Annotated in this window: 15 protein-coding genes and 1 tRNA gene; 5 read left to right on the top strand and 11 right to left on the bottom strand. The window is 48.9% G+C overall.

Annotation, left to right across the window (positions count from 1 at the left end):
* Positions 1-84: 84 nt before the first annotated feature.
* The 11 genes from trsM to modA (ACKU41_RS10460) form a co-directional block, all read right to left on the bottom strand.
* Positions 85-735 carry a DVU_1556 family methyltransferase gene (gene trsM / locus ACKU41_RS10510; protein WP_321400625.1) on the bottom strand — a complete coding sequence of 217 codons (651 nt, stop codon included), beginning with the start codon at positions 733-735 and terminating at the stop codon, positions 85-87.
* Positions 735-953, bottom strand: coding sequence for a DVU_1557 family redox protein (locus tag ACKU41_RS10505; RefSeq protein ID WP_319777272.1), 219 nt, complete (start codon positions 951-953; stop codon positions 735-737). Before ACKU41_RS10505 ends, trsM begins: the two co-directional genes overlap by 1 nt.
* Before the next feature lie 34 nt (positions 954-987).
* On the bottom strand, positions 988-3252 hold the full coding sequence (locus tag ACKU41_RS10500; protein WP_321400623.1) for a pyridine nucleotide-disulfide oxidoreductase/dicluster-binding protein: 2265 nt from the start codon (positions 3250-3252) through the stop codon (positions 988-990).
* 230 nt (positions 3253-3482) lie between these two features.
* Positions 3483-6206, bottom strand: a complete 2724-nt coding sequence (locus ACKU41_RS10495) for a molybdopterin-dependent aldehyde oxidoreductase (RefSeq protein WP_321400621.1) — start codon at positions 6204-6206, stop codon at positions 3483-3485.
* 66 nt (positions 6207-6272) lie between these two features.
* Positions 6273-7292: a molybdopterin-binding protein gene (locus ACKU41_RS10490; protein ID WP_319777269.1), complete on the bottom strand. Its 1020-nt coding sequence runs from the start codon at positions 7290-7292 to the stop codon at positions 6273-6275.
* A gap of 631 nt (positions 7293-7923) precedes the next feature.
* The gene (locus ACKU41_RS10485; protein WP_321400618.1) at positions 7924-8655 is read right to left on the bottom strand and encodes a Rossmann-like domain-containing protein; all 732 of its coding nucleotides are present in this window, start codon (positions 8653-8655) and stop codon (positions 7924-7926) included.
* 11 nt (positions 8656-8666) lie between these two features.
* Entirely contained in the window at positions 8667-9341 is a 675-nt protein-coding gene (locus ACKU41_RS10480; protein ID WP_321400616.1) for an ABC transporter permease subunit, read from the bottom strand.
* 2 nt (positions 9342-9343) lie between these two features.
* Positions 9344-10069: a molybdate ABC transporter substrate-binding protein gene (modA, locus tag ACKU41_RS10475; RefSeq protein WP_319777265.1), complete on the bottom strand. Its 726-nt coding sequence runs from the start codon at positions 10067-10069 to the stop codon at positions 9344-9346.
* A complete protein-coding gene (locus ACKU41_RS10470) occupies positions 10069-10773 on the bottom strand; it encodes an ATP-binding cassette domain-containing protein (protein WP_319777264.1) in 705 nt (234 codons plus the stop codon). The genes modA (ACKU41_RS10475) and ACKU41_RS10470 overlap by 1 nt, the downstream gene beginning before the upstream one ends.
* Complete coding sequence (modB, locus tag ACKU41_RS10465; protein WP_319777263.1) at positions 10770-11435, bottom strand: molybdate ABC transporter permease subunit; 666 nt, start codon at positions 11433-11435, stop codon at positions 10770-10772. Before modB ends, ACKU41_RS10470 begins: the two co-directional genes overlap by 4 nt.
* Positions 11435-12181, bottom strand: coding sequence for a molybdate ABC transporter substrate-binding protein (gene modA / locus ACKU41_RS10460; RefSeq protein WP_319777262.1), 747 nt, complete (start codon positions 12179-12181; stop codon positions 11435-11437). The genes modB and modA (ACKU41_RS10460) overlap by 1 nt, the downstream gene beginning before the upstream one ends.
* 139 nt (positions 12182-12320) lie before the next feature.
* Between modA (ACKU41_RS10460) and ACKU41_RS10455 the strand changes: the two genes are divergently transcribed.
* The 5 genes from ACKU41_RS10455 to ACKU41_RS10435 all read left to right on the top strand — a co-directional run bounded on the left by ACKU41_RS10455 (position 12321) and on the right by ACKU41_RS10435 (position 16711).
* Positions 12321-13397 carry a TOBE domain-containing protein gene (locus tag ACKU41_RS10455; RefSeq protein WP_319777261.1) on the top strand — a complete coding sequence of 359 codons (1077 nt, stop codon included), beginning with the start codon at positions 12321-12323 and terminating at the stop codon, positions 13395-13397.
* A 285-nt stretch (positions 13398-13682) separates the two neighbouring features.
* Positions 13683-14657, top strand: a complete 975-nt coding sequence (locus tag ACKU41_RS10450; protein WP_321400610.1) for an ABC transporter substrate-binding protein — start codon at positions 13683-13685, stop codon at positions 14655-14657.
* A 93-nt stretch (positions 14658-14750) separates the two neighbouring features.
* Positions 14751-15266, top strand: a complete 516-nt coding sequence (gene tpx / locus ACKU41_RS10445; RefSeq protein ID WP_319777259.1) for a thiol peroxidase — start codon at positions 14751-14753, stop codon at positions 15264-15266.
* 111 nt (positions 15267-15377) lie between these two features.
* A tRNA-Thr gene (locus ACKU41_RS10440) sits at positions 15378-15453 on the top strand.
* Positions 15454-15640: 187 nt separating this feature from the next.
* Positions 15641-16711, top strand: coding sequence for a hypothetical protein (locus tag ACKU41_RS10435; protein ID WP_321400609.1), 1071 nt, complete (start codon positions 15641-15643; stop codon positions 16709-16711).
* Positions 16712-16734: the final 23 nt, after the last annotated feature.

Below are 16734 nucleotides of genomic sequence, written 5' to 3'. Positions count from 1 at the left end.
TTTTAGGAGAGTCCAGAGAACCCTTTTCCAAAAGGGTTCTTTGGCCGCCGGAGGCAGGTTCTTTTTATAGAAGCGCAAAGCGCATCAAAATTCAGCAATCATTAGCATATAGCCCGGTCGTTCACAGCAACTCTGCCCGGCTGCAGGATTCTTTTCACCTGCAAATACCAGTTTGGCAGCCAGTTCCACCAGCAGCCGGGAATAATCTTCAATTGCAGTTATATGCATGCCGTACTGTTTTAAAAGTTGTTCAATTCTTCCTAGATAGAGTGGAGAACTGGCGCAGGAATTGTCGAGGCATTGAATCTGTCCGCTACCACGCCGGTATAAGTCGCTGATAATCAGTTTGCCGTTTTTGGTAAGCACCCGTTTGAACTCTGAAATGGTCCGCTCCTGATCAGGTATGAGCGAAAGTACACATTCACAAAATACGGCCTCAAAGCTGGAGTCTGCGAAGGGCAGGCAAGCCCCGTCAGCACGGGTGAGCGGCAGCCCCGCCGGGGCTTCTGAAAGCTGGCGAGGCGAATAATCCATGCCGCAGGCTTTAAAACCGTGCCGGGTACGAAGGTAGGAGACAGTTGCCCCCAGTCCGCAGCCTACGTCCAGAACCCGTGCTTCTGCGCTCAGTCCGGTCAGGGATACAGCCCGGTCCGTTAGGGTGAAACCTCCGGGACGCAGTGTTTCTCCTGCTGCATCGCGCAGTATGGGCTTTTCCCAGAGCGGGGTTCCGGTCATTATTTATCCTCCAGCATCCGTTCCACTTCAGCCATTTTGCCCAGTGCCAGTTCTTCGGGAATGAGAACAAAACCGCAATCCGGGCAGGTTGGGAGCTCCACATTGAACCTGCTGTCAAGATACTCCAGTTCAACCGGAGAGGGTTTCAGGGCTTTACCGCAGCTTGCGCAGAGCCACGAAGAAAAATCCTCATCCAGAACTTTCAGGGAACCGCTCATGATATCTCTCCAAGTGTTGCGTTTTCCAAAAACATTATCCCAGCACCCTCATGCGGTGGGACCAGACCCGGTGGACCAGATAAGTTCCGCCGTCCATTTCATATTCCACCCAGTAAGTGACTGTTACCGGGCGGAACTGTACCAAATTGTGCCCGGTCTCAGAGTTTACCAGAACTTGTGTTGAATCCCGCTTTGCGTGCAGGGTTTTCTGCACATCAGATAAAAGGATACGCCGTTCTTCCATCATGGATAGAGCTTCTTCAGTGAATTCTACGGCTACGGATTCATAGTCGTTGCGCGGTTCCGGCTGTTCGTCCCATACTTTCCGGAGCAGTGATTCTTTTAAGCGAACCCTGTTTTCCCGTCTGGCGGAATAGCCCGGTGCAATGCGTCCGGCCGGGTCATCGTTATCATCCGGGAAGATGATATCAAGAATATGTCGACAGCGTTTCCCGGCTTTGGCGAGCATATCCCGGCACATGGCGCAGTAGGTAACGCCGTCATGATCAAGATTTCCGGCTCTTCGTTCAGCAGCCTTGCGGGAAAGAGGTTCGTTGGCATTTGCCAGCAGGCCGCCGAATCCACAGCATTCAGTGAGAGTCCCGGAAAGTTCAGGCTCGTCAAAAGTTACATCCAGACCGTTGAGGAGCATGCGCACGTCGCTCATCAATTCCTGATTGTTGCGAGCGGAACACGGATCCTGCAAGGAAAGCAGCTTAGTCTCAGGATGCTGATCAAGCTGTTTCACTGAGGTGTTTAAAATTGTCCACAGGGAAACGACATCCGCTTCCGGCAATCCTTTGTGCAGGCTTTCTATACATGACGGGCATGCGGCAATGATTTGCGGTCGGCCAAGTAATTCCCAGTCATTTCGTAAGGACATCATTTTTTGTTCGAACATTTCTTTTCGGCCTGCCCAGTCAGCCGGGGCTCCACAACAGCGCAGCATAAGCCCGGTTCCGCCATCAAGTTCGGAACAGAGATGGGCGTATGTCCGTTCAATTGCTCCGGGATCGGATGCGCTCAATTGGCAGCCGGGGAAAAATGCCTGTTTGCTTTTCTCTGTGCCCGGTTGGTGTTTGACCAACGCACAGGATGAGGAGTCAGCAAAGTCCATATCCCTGAATGCGAATTCATGGGCCGAAGGAGGCATGTGCCCCTTCTCCACCAAACCCTGCCGGGCTTCGAGACAGAGATCCTGCATGGGAAAATCTTCAGGGCATAATTTTTCGCACAGCCCGCAAAGCATACAGGAATTGATCATGGTGTTGGCCATGCGGGTGCCCATGACGATGGAGGCGTTATTGTAAATCTGCCTTGCGTATGCCTTGGGATAGCTTTTGAATTCTTTTAGAAATGCACAATTATTCACGCATTCCATACATTCGCAGAGCAGACAGCGGGAAGCCTCTTCTCGGGCCAGTTCCTCGGAGTAACCTTCGGCAGGAACGGTCACCGGACTGAGTTCTTCTACTTTGCTTATGTTGGTGAACAGTCTTGTCTCAAACGGGGCGTCGCGGTCCCGTCCGGCTGTGAGTGATGCGTTCTGGAGTTTGCGTTCAATGGAAAGCGCCCCTTTACGTCCAAGAGCAATGATTTGGACTGTGGATTTAGCATTGGTTTTAGAGGCTGCAAATAGAAATTCTTTTTCCGATTCCAGCGTGGCTTTGTCCAGCTGTTTCAATCCCAGCGCATCAGAATCGCAGACCCATGGATCAGCAAAAACAGCATCAAAATTATCAAGTGCTGCAAGCACTGTCTCCGCGTCAAGAGGACTTTCTTCAACAAAGGAAACGTTCATTTTCCCAAGCTGGTCCAGTTCTTTTTCAAAAATTTTTTCGTTGATGCGTTCTGCAGGAAGCTCTGAATATCCTTCAAATTTACTTTTACAGAAAAGTTTTACCGCGAATCCTTTTTTGCCGAGGTCCCATGCTGCGGTAAGTCCGGAAAGGTGGGCTCCAAAAACAGCTATGGTTTTACCGCGTGGCGGCAAAGCCCGAATAATAGGAGAGCGTTTGGCGTTTTCAGCGGCAAACCGCTCCAGGGCAGCAAGCTCTATCCCGCCACCCTTCTGGGCGCGCAGACAGTCGTTTTGACAGTCTCCGTCGCAGATGCGGGCAGTTATTGCAGGAAACGGCATGGTTTTGCATAGTATTGCCCAAGCTTTATCAATCTGACCTGCTGCCAGCAGACGGCAAAATTCCCGCCCATCCACATGAAGCGGACAGCGGGCTTTACACTTTGGCGGCTCTTCCTGAGTACACCGCGCTTCCCAATCACGAAGATTTTTTTGATCCATATTTTGATGCCTCCGGCGTCCAAAGATGTTTTAGTTTTGCTTAGCGCTCTTGGAAATTCAGATGGGGCAGCTATTAAAATTTGTAATTTAAGTAAAACAAATCAAGACAGTTTGTCCATGCAACATGTCTTATTCCTGATTAAAGTCTTATTCACCTCCGGAGGGCCGCCGGAGGCAAAAGAAATCCGAAGCCAGGTGCACGCACCTGACTTCGGATATATTTTTATCAATTAGCCTTTCATGGCAGCGAGAACCTTCTCGGGACGAGCCGGGAGATGGGTTACGCGTGCGCCGCAGGCATTGTAGATAGCGTTGATAATGGCGGAGTGCGGGGTGGTCAGCGGAAGCTCACCAACACCGGATGCGCCGTGTGCGCCTTCGGGACGTTCGGTCTCAACATAGACCAGTTCCATATCGTCGGGGATCTGCTTGATGTAGGGGAAGCCTGCACCGACCATGGTGGAGTGCTTCTTGATGTCTTCGTAGTCCTCGGTGAGGGCCAGACCGACACCCTGAGCCAGACCGCCGTACATCTGGCCGTCAACAACGAGTTTGTTGTTGATCTTACCGATGTCGCCGATAAGTTTCATTTTTTCAACATTTACTTTACCGGTGGCGATTTCAACTTCTACACCGGCCATGAACAGACCGTACATGTAACATGCGAAGGGGGAACCCTGACCGTTTTCATCACAATCGGTAGCAGGTGCGGTCCATTTGCCGCTGTAATGTACATCTTTACCTGCTGCGATCATTTCATCGTAGGTCATGTAGGAGTTGTCTGCTTTGCGCATGGCGTCAAGCAGGTTGCGGCAGGTTGCGATGATGGCGTTACCGACAACAACCTGTGAGCGGCTACCGCCGGCGGGACCGCCGTTGGGGCAGGTGCGGGTATCGTTCATGACCAGATGGATTTGGTCGGGAGAGAGACCAAGGGGACGCAGGGCTTCGTGGGCAGTACCAAGAACACCCATGTCAGCACCCTGACCATGATCATGCCAGCATGCATACATGGTTACGGAACCGTCTTTGTTCAGATCAATTTCGGCTTCTGCGGTGTCCGGTCCGTCAAGGCCTGAACCGTAGATACCTACAGCAATACCTACGCCGCGTTTGAAACCTTCAGCAGCGTCTTCTGCAGCCCATTTTTTCATCTCTTCGTACTTGGGACGACCGGTAGCGAAAAGTTCTTCCATGCAGTATACTTCAGGCTTACAACCGGTGGGGGTAGTGTCGCCAAGGCTTTCGCGGTAGACGTTCTTTTCGCGCAGATCAAAGGGGTCCATACCGATTTTTTCAGCCAGTTCGTCCATGATGACTTCAAAGCCGAATTCTGTTTCAGGAGCACCGTATCCGCGGAAAGCAGAACCCCAAGCGTGGTTGGTGCAGACGGTTTTACCGAGGCCGCGAATATTGGGCAGTTTGTAACCGGCACCGATGAACTGGGCACCGCGCAGGGTCAGCAGGTCACCGAATTCGGAGTAGGGACCGTGGTCGCAGATCCAGTCGGTTTCCATACCAAGCAGTTCGCCGTCTTTGGTTGCTGCAAGGCGGATGTCGGTAAAGAAGGGAGAACGTTTACCGGTGTACTGCTGCTGCTGTTCCCATGTGTAGTTCAGGAATACAGGTTTTCCGGTTGCTAGGCAGGCTGCGCCGACCAGTGCTTCCATGGTGGGAGAGAATTTGTAACCGAAGGTACCACCGGTGTAGTTCTGAACCATGATCAGGTTTTCCAGCTCAATGCCGAGACCGGGAGCGATCATTGCAGCGTGCAGGTGCAGGCCGATGGATTTGGAGTGGATGTTGAGCTTGCCGTCATCATCGATGAAAGCGAAACCTACATCCGGCTCGATGGGCATATGCGGCTGGCGCTGTACATAGTAGGAACCTTCGAGAACAACGTCTGCCTTTTCCATGATCGGAGCGGTTTCTTCGCCTTTAACGATCTTCTGTTCAAAGTATACGTTGGGGGTGCCGGGATGGATTTCAATGGCATCTTCTGCCATGGCGGAAGGAGCGTCCATGTATTCGGGCAGCTGTTCCAGCTCAACTTTAACCTTGGCTGCTGCGGCTTTCGCGATTTTTTCGGTAGTAGCGCAGACAATGGCAATAGCGTCACCGTACTGGAAGATCTTTTCATCAGCGAGGATGGGGCGGTCCCAGCCGTCACCTTTGTTGGTGGGGAAGGTAATCAGACCGGTGATGCGGTTTTTACCTTTGATGTCTTTGTAGGTAACGACTTTTTCAACGCCTTCCATTGCTTCGGCTTCGGAAGTGTCAATGGAAATAACGTTGGCGTGTGATACTTCTGCCTGTACCAGTGCGCATTTGAGAGAACCTTCGGGCATTTTCAGGCCGAGGTCTGCACCGTATTCGAGAGTACCGGTAACTTTGGCAACTGCGGTGGGACGGGGGTATTTGGTACCCCAGATGCGCTGGTCTTCGGGCATCTTAAAGATCAGATCTTCTTCACTCATGTCGCCACGCATAACTGCGGCTGCGTCCTGAACTGCGTCAACCAGCGGTTTGTAACCGGTGCAGCGGCAGGCGTTGCGATTCTTCTGAAACCAATCGCGGATGTCTTCGCGGCTCGGTTTAGGATTGGCAAGGAGCAGGGCGTAGGTGGAAACAACAAAACCAGGGGTACAGAATCCGCACTGTGCGCCGCCGTGGGCAATCCATGCGAGCTGAATGGGGTGCAGGTTATTGGGAGTACCGATACCTTCGGTGGTAATGATTTCTGTGAAATCTTCAACGCGCTTCATGGAAAGCTTGCAGGTACGTTTGAGCTTGCCGTCGATGATGACGGAGCAGCTACCGCATTGTGCGGTTCCGCAACCGATCTTAACACTGAGCAGACCGAGTTTTTCACGCAGAACACTGGCGAGGGTATCATCATTTTCGCAGATGATGAACTTCTCAATACCGTTAACTTTTAAAGTCCGTTTGAGCATGGGGAGAACCTCCTTGAATTACTGCTGTTTATTAGCAGGCGTCCGGAAAGGACGTCGAACTATCCTCTATTTACCGAAAGAACACAGCGGGTAGCGGCAAGTGTCGCAACCGGCGCAGAAACCACCGTGGCCCAATTCGGCGATTTCCTTGCGGGTGGGGCGTTCACCGGCCACAATCCGCGGAACTATAAGGTCAAAAATACTGGCCCGGTAGTACATCACACATCCCGGAAGACCCACGATGGGGACACCGTTCAGGTAACCGAGCATGAACATTACGCCGGGAAAGGTCGGAGAGCCGTAGGTGACAATTTCGGCACCTGTGGCCCGGATGGAAGCCGGGGTCTGGTCGTCAGGGTCGACGCTCATGCCTCCGGTGAGCACCACCATTTGTGCTCCGTCATCGATTGCTTTCAGAATCGCGGTGCTGGTCATATCGGGGTCATCGCTGACAAAAGTCTGGCCGATGACTTCCGAGTTGAGTCTGGAAAATTTTTTACGGATAACCGGACCGAATTTATCCTTAATCCGTCCGTGATAAACTTCGCTTCCGGTGGTGATCAGGCCCACTTTTAGATTGCGGAAGGGCTTTACGCTGACGATGGGACCGCATTCCCGGCAGATTTCTTCAACCTGCTCGATTTTGCTTTCATCTATTACCAGCGGCACAACTCTGGTTCCTGCGACTTCACGCTCTTCAGTGATCTGAATGCCGTTATGCAGGGTAGCCAGCACAACCTCATCAATACAGTTGATGCGGTTCAGGGCTTCCACATTGATGCAGAGCAAGCCCGGCGAGGCAACCATGTTGATGCGGCCTTCGGAGATGTCGGTCAGGGTTATTCCCGGACCTGCAGCAGCCCTGGCAATCCGTCTTGCGGCGTCGTTTTCATGCAGCTGGCCCTCTTCAAGGGTCAGGATGTAAACGTGTTCCTTGCCGATTTCCAAGAGTACCGGAATATCTTCCGGGGTAATAATGTGCCCTTTTTTAAAGGCTGGCCCTTTGTACTCGCCGGGAACGATACGGGTCATGTCGTGACAGAGGACATTGCCGATGGAGTCCTGAACAGGAACAGTTTTCATCATGAGTTAAGGCTCCGGGGTGAAATAGGTTTTTAATGATTCAGTGTCCTTAAAGCTTTTCTGGTATATCAAAAAAGACATAATTTTAGATACTGGGTTAGTTGAGAAACAATATGAGAGCAACTGATGAGTTTGTGTTTTATATGTCCAAGTGGGAACAATAAGTCAAGGAACACCAAAATATTGGTAATTTGAAATAGTTCTGTTTTGGACAAGCTCCAGCAGCCCTTTATGTATACGGTTGCGACAGAACAAGCTATCAGTTGACACAAATCTACAGCAAAATTAGGTCCAAAATGACATAATCAATAAAATCAAGTATTTGAAGAAATGATGATTTTTAAGACTGGATCAATATTTTTTAATATATTTTTACAGAGTTTTGTTTGTCTGCTATAATTTTGAATTTAATGTGTGTAAGTACGCATAAAAAGCTGATTGCATGGACTGTGTGTCATTTTGAAACAGCTGTCACATAATAATGTGTCAGAAGCTGACGGTGCGGAATGGGGCGGGGTGTGAGCGGTAGAACATTGTTTTTAAGGATTACAAGCTATGTGTACAAATCGGAACCTGCCGGAGCCTGAGTATAATCAGAGGTGGGCCTGACTCCGGCAGAGTTCCTTCTTCGGGGCTATGAACTTTGGCAGCAGAATCGTTGCCAGCCCATCATTTCTGCGGCGGCGGAGACAGTGGTGCCGAAAAAGATGGTCGGTTTATCCTCGCGCAGAAAATTGCCCAGCGTATCGTTAACTATGGTTGAGCCGGTGACAACCAGCAGGTTGACATCATCAAGCACTTCGGATGTGCTGTCCGGTCCTTCCACGGTAATACCGCATTTTTCGCTGCCGATATTGTCAGGGTCAAGGTCAACAATGCGCATTTCAAAGCGTGTGGAAAGGGCTTTGATCATGGCCGGTTGATAACCGATAAGTCCCAGTTTGGGCTTGCCGTATTTTTCTTCAATATAATCCCCAAGCTGAGGTGCGCACAGGGCCGGCCCTTCGTCTTTACAGTGAATGGTCCGTTCAGCCTTGCCGAGGCTGCATTGAACTGCATTCAGTGCGGAAACGAAAATCGCTCTCCGGAAATTATTACTGAGGTCCATTTCCGCTATTTCGCGCAAGGTATTGCTGAAATTGCCGTAACGGTCAGTGAAAGCCTGTCCTTTGCATCCACGGAATTGTGCTTCCATGAGTTTTTCTTTGCCCCTCAGTAAGGGAAAATCGTCACCCTCAGGATTGCCGATGGCTTCCTCTGTAGTCAGGGTACGGGCTTTGACTTCAATGTTTTCATCAAGAATGCCTGCGGCTTTCCAAGCCTCATAAGCCCGTGACTGTACTTCTTTTAATACGGATGTGTTCATTGTTATTCCTTCTATTCTGCGTCCGAGAATTTTTTCAGGGCGGTAAACATGGTTATTGATGCGATGCCGATGATGGATGAGAGGACCGCTGCCCGCTCGAATTCGCCGTTAAAAACGGCGTTGTAGATTTCAAGGGAAAGGGTGTTGGTGCGGCCGATGACATTTCCACCCAGCATGAGTGTCATGCCAACTTCACCGATGGATCGGGCCAGAGCAAGTAGTGTCCCCGCTATAATAGCGCGTCGCGCGCATGGTAGCAGGACTTTGAGGAAAATTGTTGTTTCAGATTTACCAAGAACGGCAGCCACCTCATGCAGTTTAGCGGCTTCGGCGGATTTGAGGGCCGCTTGAACCGGCTTGACCAGCAGCGGCAGTCCGGCAATGAAGGCGGCTACCACCAGACCTGGAAAACAGAAGATTATGCTGTCCCCGAAGAGGTCTGCCGCCGGGCCGCGTCTGCCGAGCAGGAAAAGAAGTACAAATCCGGTGGCTACCGGCGGAAAAACCAGCGGCAGAGTTACAGCAGTATCCACGAAATTATGGAACATTCCCTTGGAGCGGGAAAGCCAGAAAGCCAGCGGTACTCCAGCGGTAAGCTGCAACACTCCCGCTACTGCCATGACCTTGGCGGACAAGGCCAGCGGGGTGAGTGTTGAGCTGTCGGATAGGATTGCCGCAATGTCCATGATCAGTCCTGCATGCCATGTGCTGCAACAATCTTACGGGCTGTGTCTGATTTGATAAATTCCATAAATTGTTTGCATTCATCAGCATGGCTGGAACTGTTCATCTGTTCTACAACGATGGTTATAGGCGAGTATGCCGACTCGTCCACGATTTCAAAGCCGCCGATTGAGTTTTTAATTTTACGGGCATGGGTAAGGTTGATGAACGCATAATCCACTTCTCCTGCAACCACATATGAGGCGGACTGCGGAACAGTAGCGACCATAAGCAGTTTGGATTCAACCTTATCAAAAATCTTTTTGTTATGCAGGAATTGCATGGCCGCTTTGCCGTAAATAGCCCGTTTGGTATCCGGTAGGGCAATGCGGGATACGTCCGCAGAAAGGAGGTCTTTGATTCCGGTGAAGCTTTTGCCTTTGGGGTAGGCTATAACCAGCCGTCCACGGCCAACCTTCTGAGTTGCGCAACTGTCCAGTCCGGCTTTGTCCAGAAAGGATTTGTCACCGAGGACAAGGTCAACGGAACCGCTGTTTTTGGCCTGAGCAGTAACTCGGGCCATGTTGCCGTAGACCAGTTCCACTTCATTTCCGGTTTGGGCTTTATATGCTGTGGTCATTTTATCAACCAGCGAACGGTATCCGGCCCCGGAGGCAATGACAATTTTGGCCTCTGCTGCGACCGGAATACAGAGCATGGCCAGCAAGATCAGGGTGAGTATTTTTTTCATTACATGTTTCCTACGAGTTCAAGGTGAGGGTATGCTTTGGGTTCATGACAGAATCGTTTGCGTTGCCTTTCCAGCCACTGCGGTGATTCATGACCGTTTTCCAGCACAAAGATCGAGTCTGCCAGATAGTAGGCTTCCTCCAAATCATGGGTTACGTGAATAATGGGGATATTCAATTCCCTTTTCAGTTCACGCAGTTCTTTGCGCAACCCTTCGCGGGTGGCAATATCAAGTGCTGAGAATGGCTCATCAAGCAGGAGCAGTACGGGTTCGCGGGCAAGGGCCTGGCAGAATGCCGCACGTTGACGCTCCCCGCCGGAAATGCTGGACGGTCTGCTTTCCGCAATGTGGGATATGCCGAATTTTTTCAGCAGTCCCGGAACACATTCCTTGTCCACTGCGGCAAAGGCGACATTTTTACGTACGTTCAAATGCGGGAAGAGGGTGTATTCCTGAAAAACAAGGCCCAAACCTCGTTTTTGCGGTGTTGCGAAGTTCTTTGTCGCAGTATCCACCCAGATTTTACCATCAAGGGATATGGCTCCGGAGTCTGGTTTTTCCAATCCCGCAATGATGCGCACGAGCGTGCTTTTTCCGGCCCCGGACGGGCCTACTATTGCTGTCAGGGTGCCGGGGTCACAATGCAGGGCCACATCCAGCGCGAAGTTGGGCAACTGTTTGCGGATATTTATTTTGAGGGTCATGCTCTCCTCCGGCTGATTTTATTTAGGCGGTTGATGGCTAAGAGGGCCAGAAAGCTGACCGGAATAATTGCCAGAGACATGTACAGGGCGTCGCTGTACCGCATAGCTTCCACTGCTTCATAAATGGCTATGGAGGCGACTTTGGTGGAACCGGGAATTGAACCGCCGACCATGAGGATAACTCCGAATTCGCCAAGACTGTGAGCAAAAACCAGCATGGCAGAGGCCGCCAGTCCGGGTAGACTGTTGGGCAGAACCACCCGGAAAAAAGTGGCTGAGGAGGAAAGACCCAGCACAGCCGCGTTTTCCAGCAGTCGGATATCCAGTTTCTCGAAAGCCGCACGCATGGGTTGTACTGCAAAAGGAAGGTTGTAAATCAGTGATGCCAGTAGTATGCCGGAAAAACTGAAAACCATGCGTTCCCCTGTCATGTCCCTCCATAGCCCTCCCAGCGGTCCTTGAGGTCCCATGACTATAAGCAGCCCGAACCCAAGAACCGTGGGAGGAAGCACCATGGGGAGAGAAACAACAGCATCAACCATGCTCTTGCCCCTGAAATTAAGGAAGGCAAGAATATAGGCAATGGGTGCAGCGACCACCGGAATGAACAGGGTGGTCGCTACAGCCAGTTTTGCCGAGATATAAAGCGGGTAGAAATCCATTAGTCGTATCCGTATTTTTTCTTGATGGCGGTAGCTTCAGGTCCGGATAGGAATTTTACAAATTTCATTGCGTTTTCTTTATGTTCCGAAGATTTAAGGATACAGGCAGCCTGAATTACCGCAGGAGCTTCCTTGACAACTACGAAACTGCCTTTTTTACCAGTAGCGGTAAACATGGATGAATATGCACAGAATCCGGCATCAGCTGCACCTGTGGAGGCAAACTGGAAGGTTTGAGCTATTGACTGGGCATAAACAAGTTCCGGTTTGACGAAATCCCAGAGTTTTGCCTGCTGCAGCGCCAGCATGGCTGCTGTGCCGTAAGGGGCGGTTTCAGTATTGGCAATGGCGATCTTTTTGAACTTGCCGTCCATGATGCTTTTTTGCCAGCTTTTTTCGATTTTATTCTTGTCTTTGGACCAGAGAACGACTTTACCTTTAGCGTAGACAAAAGGTGTTTCTGCAAGACCGTCATTAAATAATTTTTTGGGACGGCGTTCATCCGCAGCAAGAAATACATCAAAGGGAGCGCCGTTGACTATCTGAGCGTATAATTTACCGGTTGAGGTGTATGTTGCCTCAACTTCAAGCCCGCTGGCTTTTTTAAATGCGGGGATGATTTCTTTCATGGCGGGCATGAAATTAGCCGCCTGTGCGACCATAAGGTCGGCGGCGCTTGCAGAAAGGGGCAGAGCCAGCAGCAGACTGAGCAGTGCGGGCAGGACGAGTACGTTTATCCGTTTCATGTTTGATTCTCCATTTTCAAATTGAGGTATTCCTGAATTGGCTTTATCAGAGTCTTATGCTTATGCAGGGAGTGGATAAATTTTCAAACCGGTCACGTATTTTTTTAAAAACGTGACTGTTCGAAGGGTTTTTTAAGTGATGAGTAAAGATAATATAAGTCATGGTTCTAAGGGGGGCGAAACAAAGCTCGCACCTTCGGAAGTCTTTGATGTTCCTGATAATGTACTCCATCTTGATGCACGGGAGATGACTCTGCTTGAGTTGGGTTTTCGTAGTTGGAAAGGGAGGGCTGTGCGTGCTGATTACGTCCGCTCACGCTCAAGGGTCTTCTGTCTTTTTTTGGTGCTTAGACATGCCGGGGCCAAACTGGGAGAGGTCCTCGGGCTTGATGAACGCAGGCATATCGATCTCACAAAGGCAGTTATCCTGCTGGGGCGCGAAGGACAGCAGCGGGAAGTTCCTTTACCGCAATCTGTCTGCCGGGAGCTTAAAGGATTGATTGACGGTCCCATGGGGGTTGGTCTTGAAGGCACGCTTTTTCATCTTGACCCAGGATATGTGCGTAGAATCTTTTACGAACGGGCCGAAGAGTGCGGACTGGACCGTAAAAAAGGGGCTCCCTCTGTCCTGCGCCGTTCAAGGGCCGTGGAAATGTTGCGCAACGGGGTTCCCCTTGGCGTCGTGCGTAGGGTTTTAGGCCAAGCTTCCACAGATCTTTCGGCGGTCTATCAGAAATGGTCATCTGGAGATGTGAAGAATATTGTCCGGCGTATGGCTCTTGAGGAAAATGCGCTTAAATCCAGTGCACGAAATACTTTTATCGGACATATCCGGTCAATTAACAGGGATGGGGTTTTGGCTGACGTGGAATTCAAAACAGCCGAAGGTTTTATTATCAGTTCGGTTATTACCCTTGAAAGTCTCTATAAACTAGGGCTTGAGCCGGGGGTTTCCGTTTCGGCCACAGTAAAAGCTCCTTTGGTGGCTGTGCGTCCCCGGAAGGGCAATTACATGAGTGCACGTAACCGGGTTCCGGCCATAGTAACATCTATTAAGCAGACCGAAGTGCTGGCTGAAGTTTCAGGGGAATCCGCCGGAGGAACGCAGATGTGCGCTCTGGTTACGGCATGGTCTATTGAGGAAGAAAGCTTGTTTGAGGGAGCTGAGGTTGAATTTGGTTTCAAGGCTTTATCTGTAGTTTTACACGCGGTTTGATTTCTTTTTGTACTTATCATTCTTTATTCTCATTCTTTAGTATATAATAAGCGCATCTCGTCATCAAAAAATTTTGACGATTTTTTCTAATGTAAACGGCAGGTGGTGCGTGTGCGTTATTTTTTTACTTTATTTCTTTTTATTACGGTTTGCGGTTCTTTTGTTAATTTACCAGCGGTAGCCTATTGCGCGGATGGGACAGAATCTACAGATAGAATGGACGTCGTCTTTATCAATCCCGGTAACTCTGATCCTACTAGTCCTACAGGAGGCTTTTGGCTGGAAGTGAGCTCTTTCATGCAGGCCGCAGCAGAAGATCTTGGTATTGATCTCGAAATTATTTACGCCGAGCGCAATCATTTGGTGATGGTTAAAGAGGCTGATGAGGTTCTCGCCCGTAAAGACCTTCCAGATTACCTGATTGTGGTTAATGAAAAGCTTGCGGCTCGGAAAATTATTGCCAAAGCTGACGAAAAAGGGGTTAAGGTATTCAACCTCCTGTTGAATTTTTATGGTAAGCAGGCCGAAGAACTGGGTACTCCCCGTGAAAAATTTAAAAATTGGATCGGGGGGCTGGTTCCGGATAACCGCTGGGCCGGGTATCATCTGGCAAAAGCATTGATAAAAAAGGCAAAAGAACAGGGGATTGCTGAAAAAGATGTCAGGCTTCTGCCTATTGCCGGGGATTATGCAACTCAAGCTACCGTACTCAGGGACGAAGGGCTGGCTTATGCGCGTGCAGATTACTTTAATGCAGAGTTTTTTCGTGAGATTCACTGTCTGTGGCGCAGGGATATGGCTTTTGAACTGGTAACAAAATTTATAAATCGCGATCCGGATGTGAATGTGGTCTGGGCGGCCAATGATCCCATGGCCCTTGGGGCGATAATGGGGATTGAGAAAAGTGGACTCGTACCAGGTAAGGATGTTCTTGTAGGCGGAATAAATTGGGATGAGCCCGCACTTGAGGCTATTAAAAACGGTTCGCTGGCCCTTTCTATCGGTGGACATTTCATGACCGGAGGCTGGGGGCTGGTCATGCTCTACGATTATCACCATGGTTATGATTTTATTGAGAAAGATGGCCCGATAATCAGGAAACGTATTTTTAGCGTGATTGACGATAAGAATGTGGATCTGTTTTTGAGAAAATTTGGTTCCCGAGATTGGGGGAAAATTGATTTCAGACGTTTTTCCAAGGCTTGCAATAATTCCGTGCGTGATTACGATTTTTCTGTTCGGGCGTTGCTTGATAGTTAATTCGGAGTTATAAAAAACCGGAGTGTTGTTGTAGGGAATAATGTATTATGCTACTTAAGGTATAACGGAAAATTAAATTAACGGAGTTAAATCATGAACGAAAGAACAGGAATAATTACCTTTCAGGGTAATCCTTTGACTTTAGTCGGCAATGAAATCAAGGTCGGAGACAAAGCTCCTGAATTCAGTGCCACAGACAACGAATTAGGCCCTAAGGCTTTGGCTGATTTTGGTGGTAAGGTTCTTATCCTTAGCGCAGTTCCCTCTCTTGATACTCCGGTTTGCGACATGGAAACACGCAGGTTCAATAACGAAGCCGCAAGTCTCGGCGAGGATATTAAAATCCTGACTCTGTCCATGGATCTTCCTTTTGCTCAAGCACGTTGGTGCGGTGCGGCTGGAGTTGAAGCAGTGCAGACTCTTTCTGACTATAAGGATTCTTCTTTTGGCGAGGCTTACGGTGTGCTGATTAAGGAACTGCGTCTCTTAAGTCGTGCTGTTTTTGTCGTTGATAAGTCCGGTATCGTGCAGTATGTGCAGTATGTGAATGAAATTACTGAAGAACCTGATTATGATGCAGCTCTCGCTGCTGCGAAAAAGCTGGTTTAATACCCCAATTCAATAAAGTTTGAAAGACTCCAGCCGCCCGGCAGGAGTCTTTTTTGAATTTTAGACTTGACCACAAAATATGTGCTAAGATAAAGAAACTCCTTACCAAAAGCCAACGTAGCTCAGTCGGTAGAGCAGCTGATTCGTAACCAGCAGGCCGTCGGTTCAATTCCGATCGTTGGCTCCATAATAAAATCAAGGGCTTACACTTAATGTGTAAGCCCTTTTGTTTTGCCTAAAATATGAGTTGTCCCCGTTTTTGTCCCCTTTTTTGTTGTAGGTTTCGTATTTGTCGATTAATAATGCGTTTATTGCTAACGCAAATTTAAAATACAAAGAAAACATCAACACTCTTTAAGTAGTGTGGGGATAGAATGGATTCTTATTTCGACATAGACCGACACCAAATGCCTGTTCATAAAGTGAAGCCTAATGAAATAGAAAAGTTTAGGTACTTCCGGGAGTTTTTAAAGCGCAGCGAGCGATATAAAAAACTATGTGATCTTGTAAACGAAACAAAGCGCACTGCTCCATTTGAAAATGAACTTATCCGGTCATGGTGTTGCTATGGTAACGACTTGGGAAAACCTTATAGAGATTGGGTCTGGGAAAATATTTCTGAGGAAGTCCGTGAACAGCCATACAACCAAGAAATGTCTATCGATGAGGCTTTGGAGACAGTTTATGGTCTGTTTCAGGATGTTTTTAATGATCCATTTGAAGACGTGATTCACCGAGTTAAGTTGTTCTATGAATTCTATGAAATTCGTGGAGTATACGGTGTCAGGGAATCGGTTATGGATTTGATTGGCACTGCCCAGCGTCATAATGGGAAACAAGGGCAGCTGGTGGATACATGGGAAGTACAGTCTAACATTTCAAGATATTTGGATGCAACACAAGAGGGTGATGGTTATTGCTGGAACCCTTTACAAACCGCTTTCATAATAAATCCACATGTGTCTAAGGAAGTTATTTTAAAAGATTTCAAACATGTTTTGGACCGTGTGCATGTTGGCCCTGAAGGAAGGGCATCCCAAGGGACAAAGCCTTTTTTTACTACTGGACAGATTCAGCTGAAATTTTATCAGAAATGTCTTGATGCATATGACGCACTTGCTTCTGCCGAAAATAAGGATAAAGCCGTTGAGAAGATGATGGAAACGAATAAAGAAAATGATGGGAAATATGATTCCCATGTTAGGACTTTTAATAAGCTTATTAGAGCAGCAGAGCGTTTTATTGAGGACGCTGAAAGTGGTGTGTTTCCTAAGTCGTTATCAGAATCCAAGAAACCGCGATTCCGTAAGAAATCTGCTCGTAAGCAATCAGAGTATTCAAAAATTGAGCATATAGTGAAAAGAAAGTGGGCAGAGAAAATGTTGTCTCGCATGGGGCCACCCAAAGAAATATTAGATGCACATAACTCGGAATTTAAAAATTAAAATTTTCCATTCCGTGATTCCAA

The sequence above is a fragment of the Maridesulfovibrio sp. genome (assembly GCF_963678865.1).
Classification (GTDB): domain Bacteria; phylum Desulfobacterota; class Desulfovibrionia; order Desulfovibrionales; family Desulfovibrionaceae; genus Maridesulfovibrio.
This window is presented reverse-complemented; position numbering and strand designations above follow the sequence as displayed.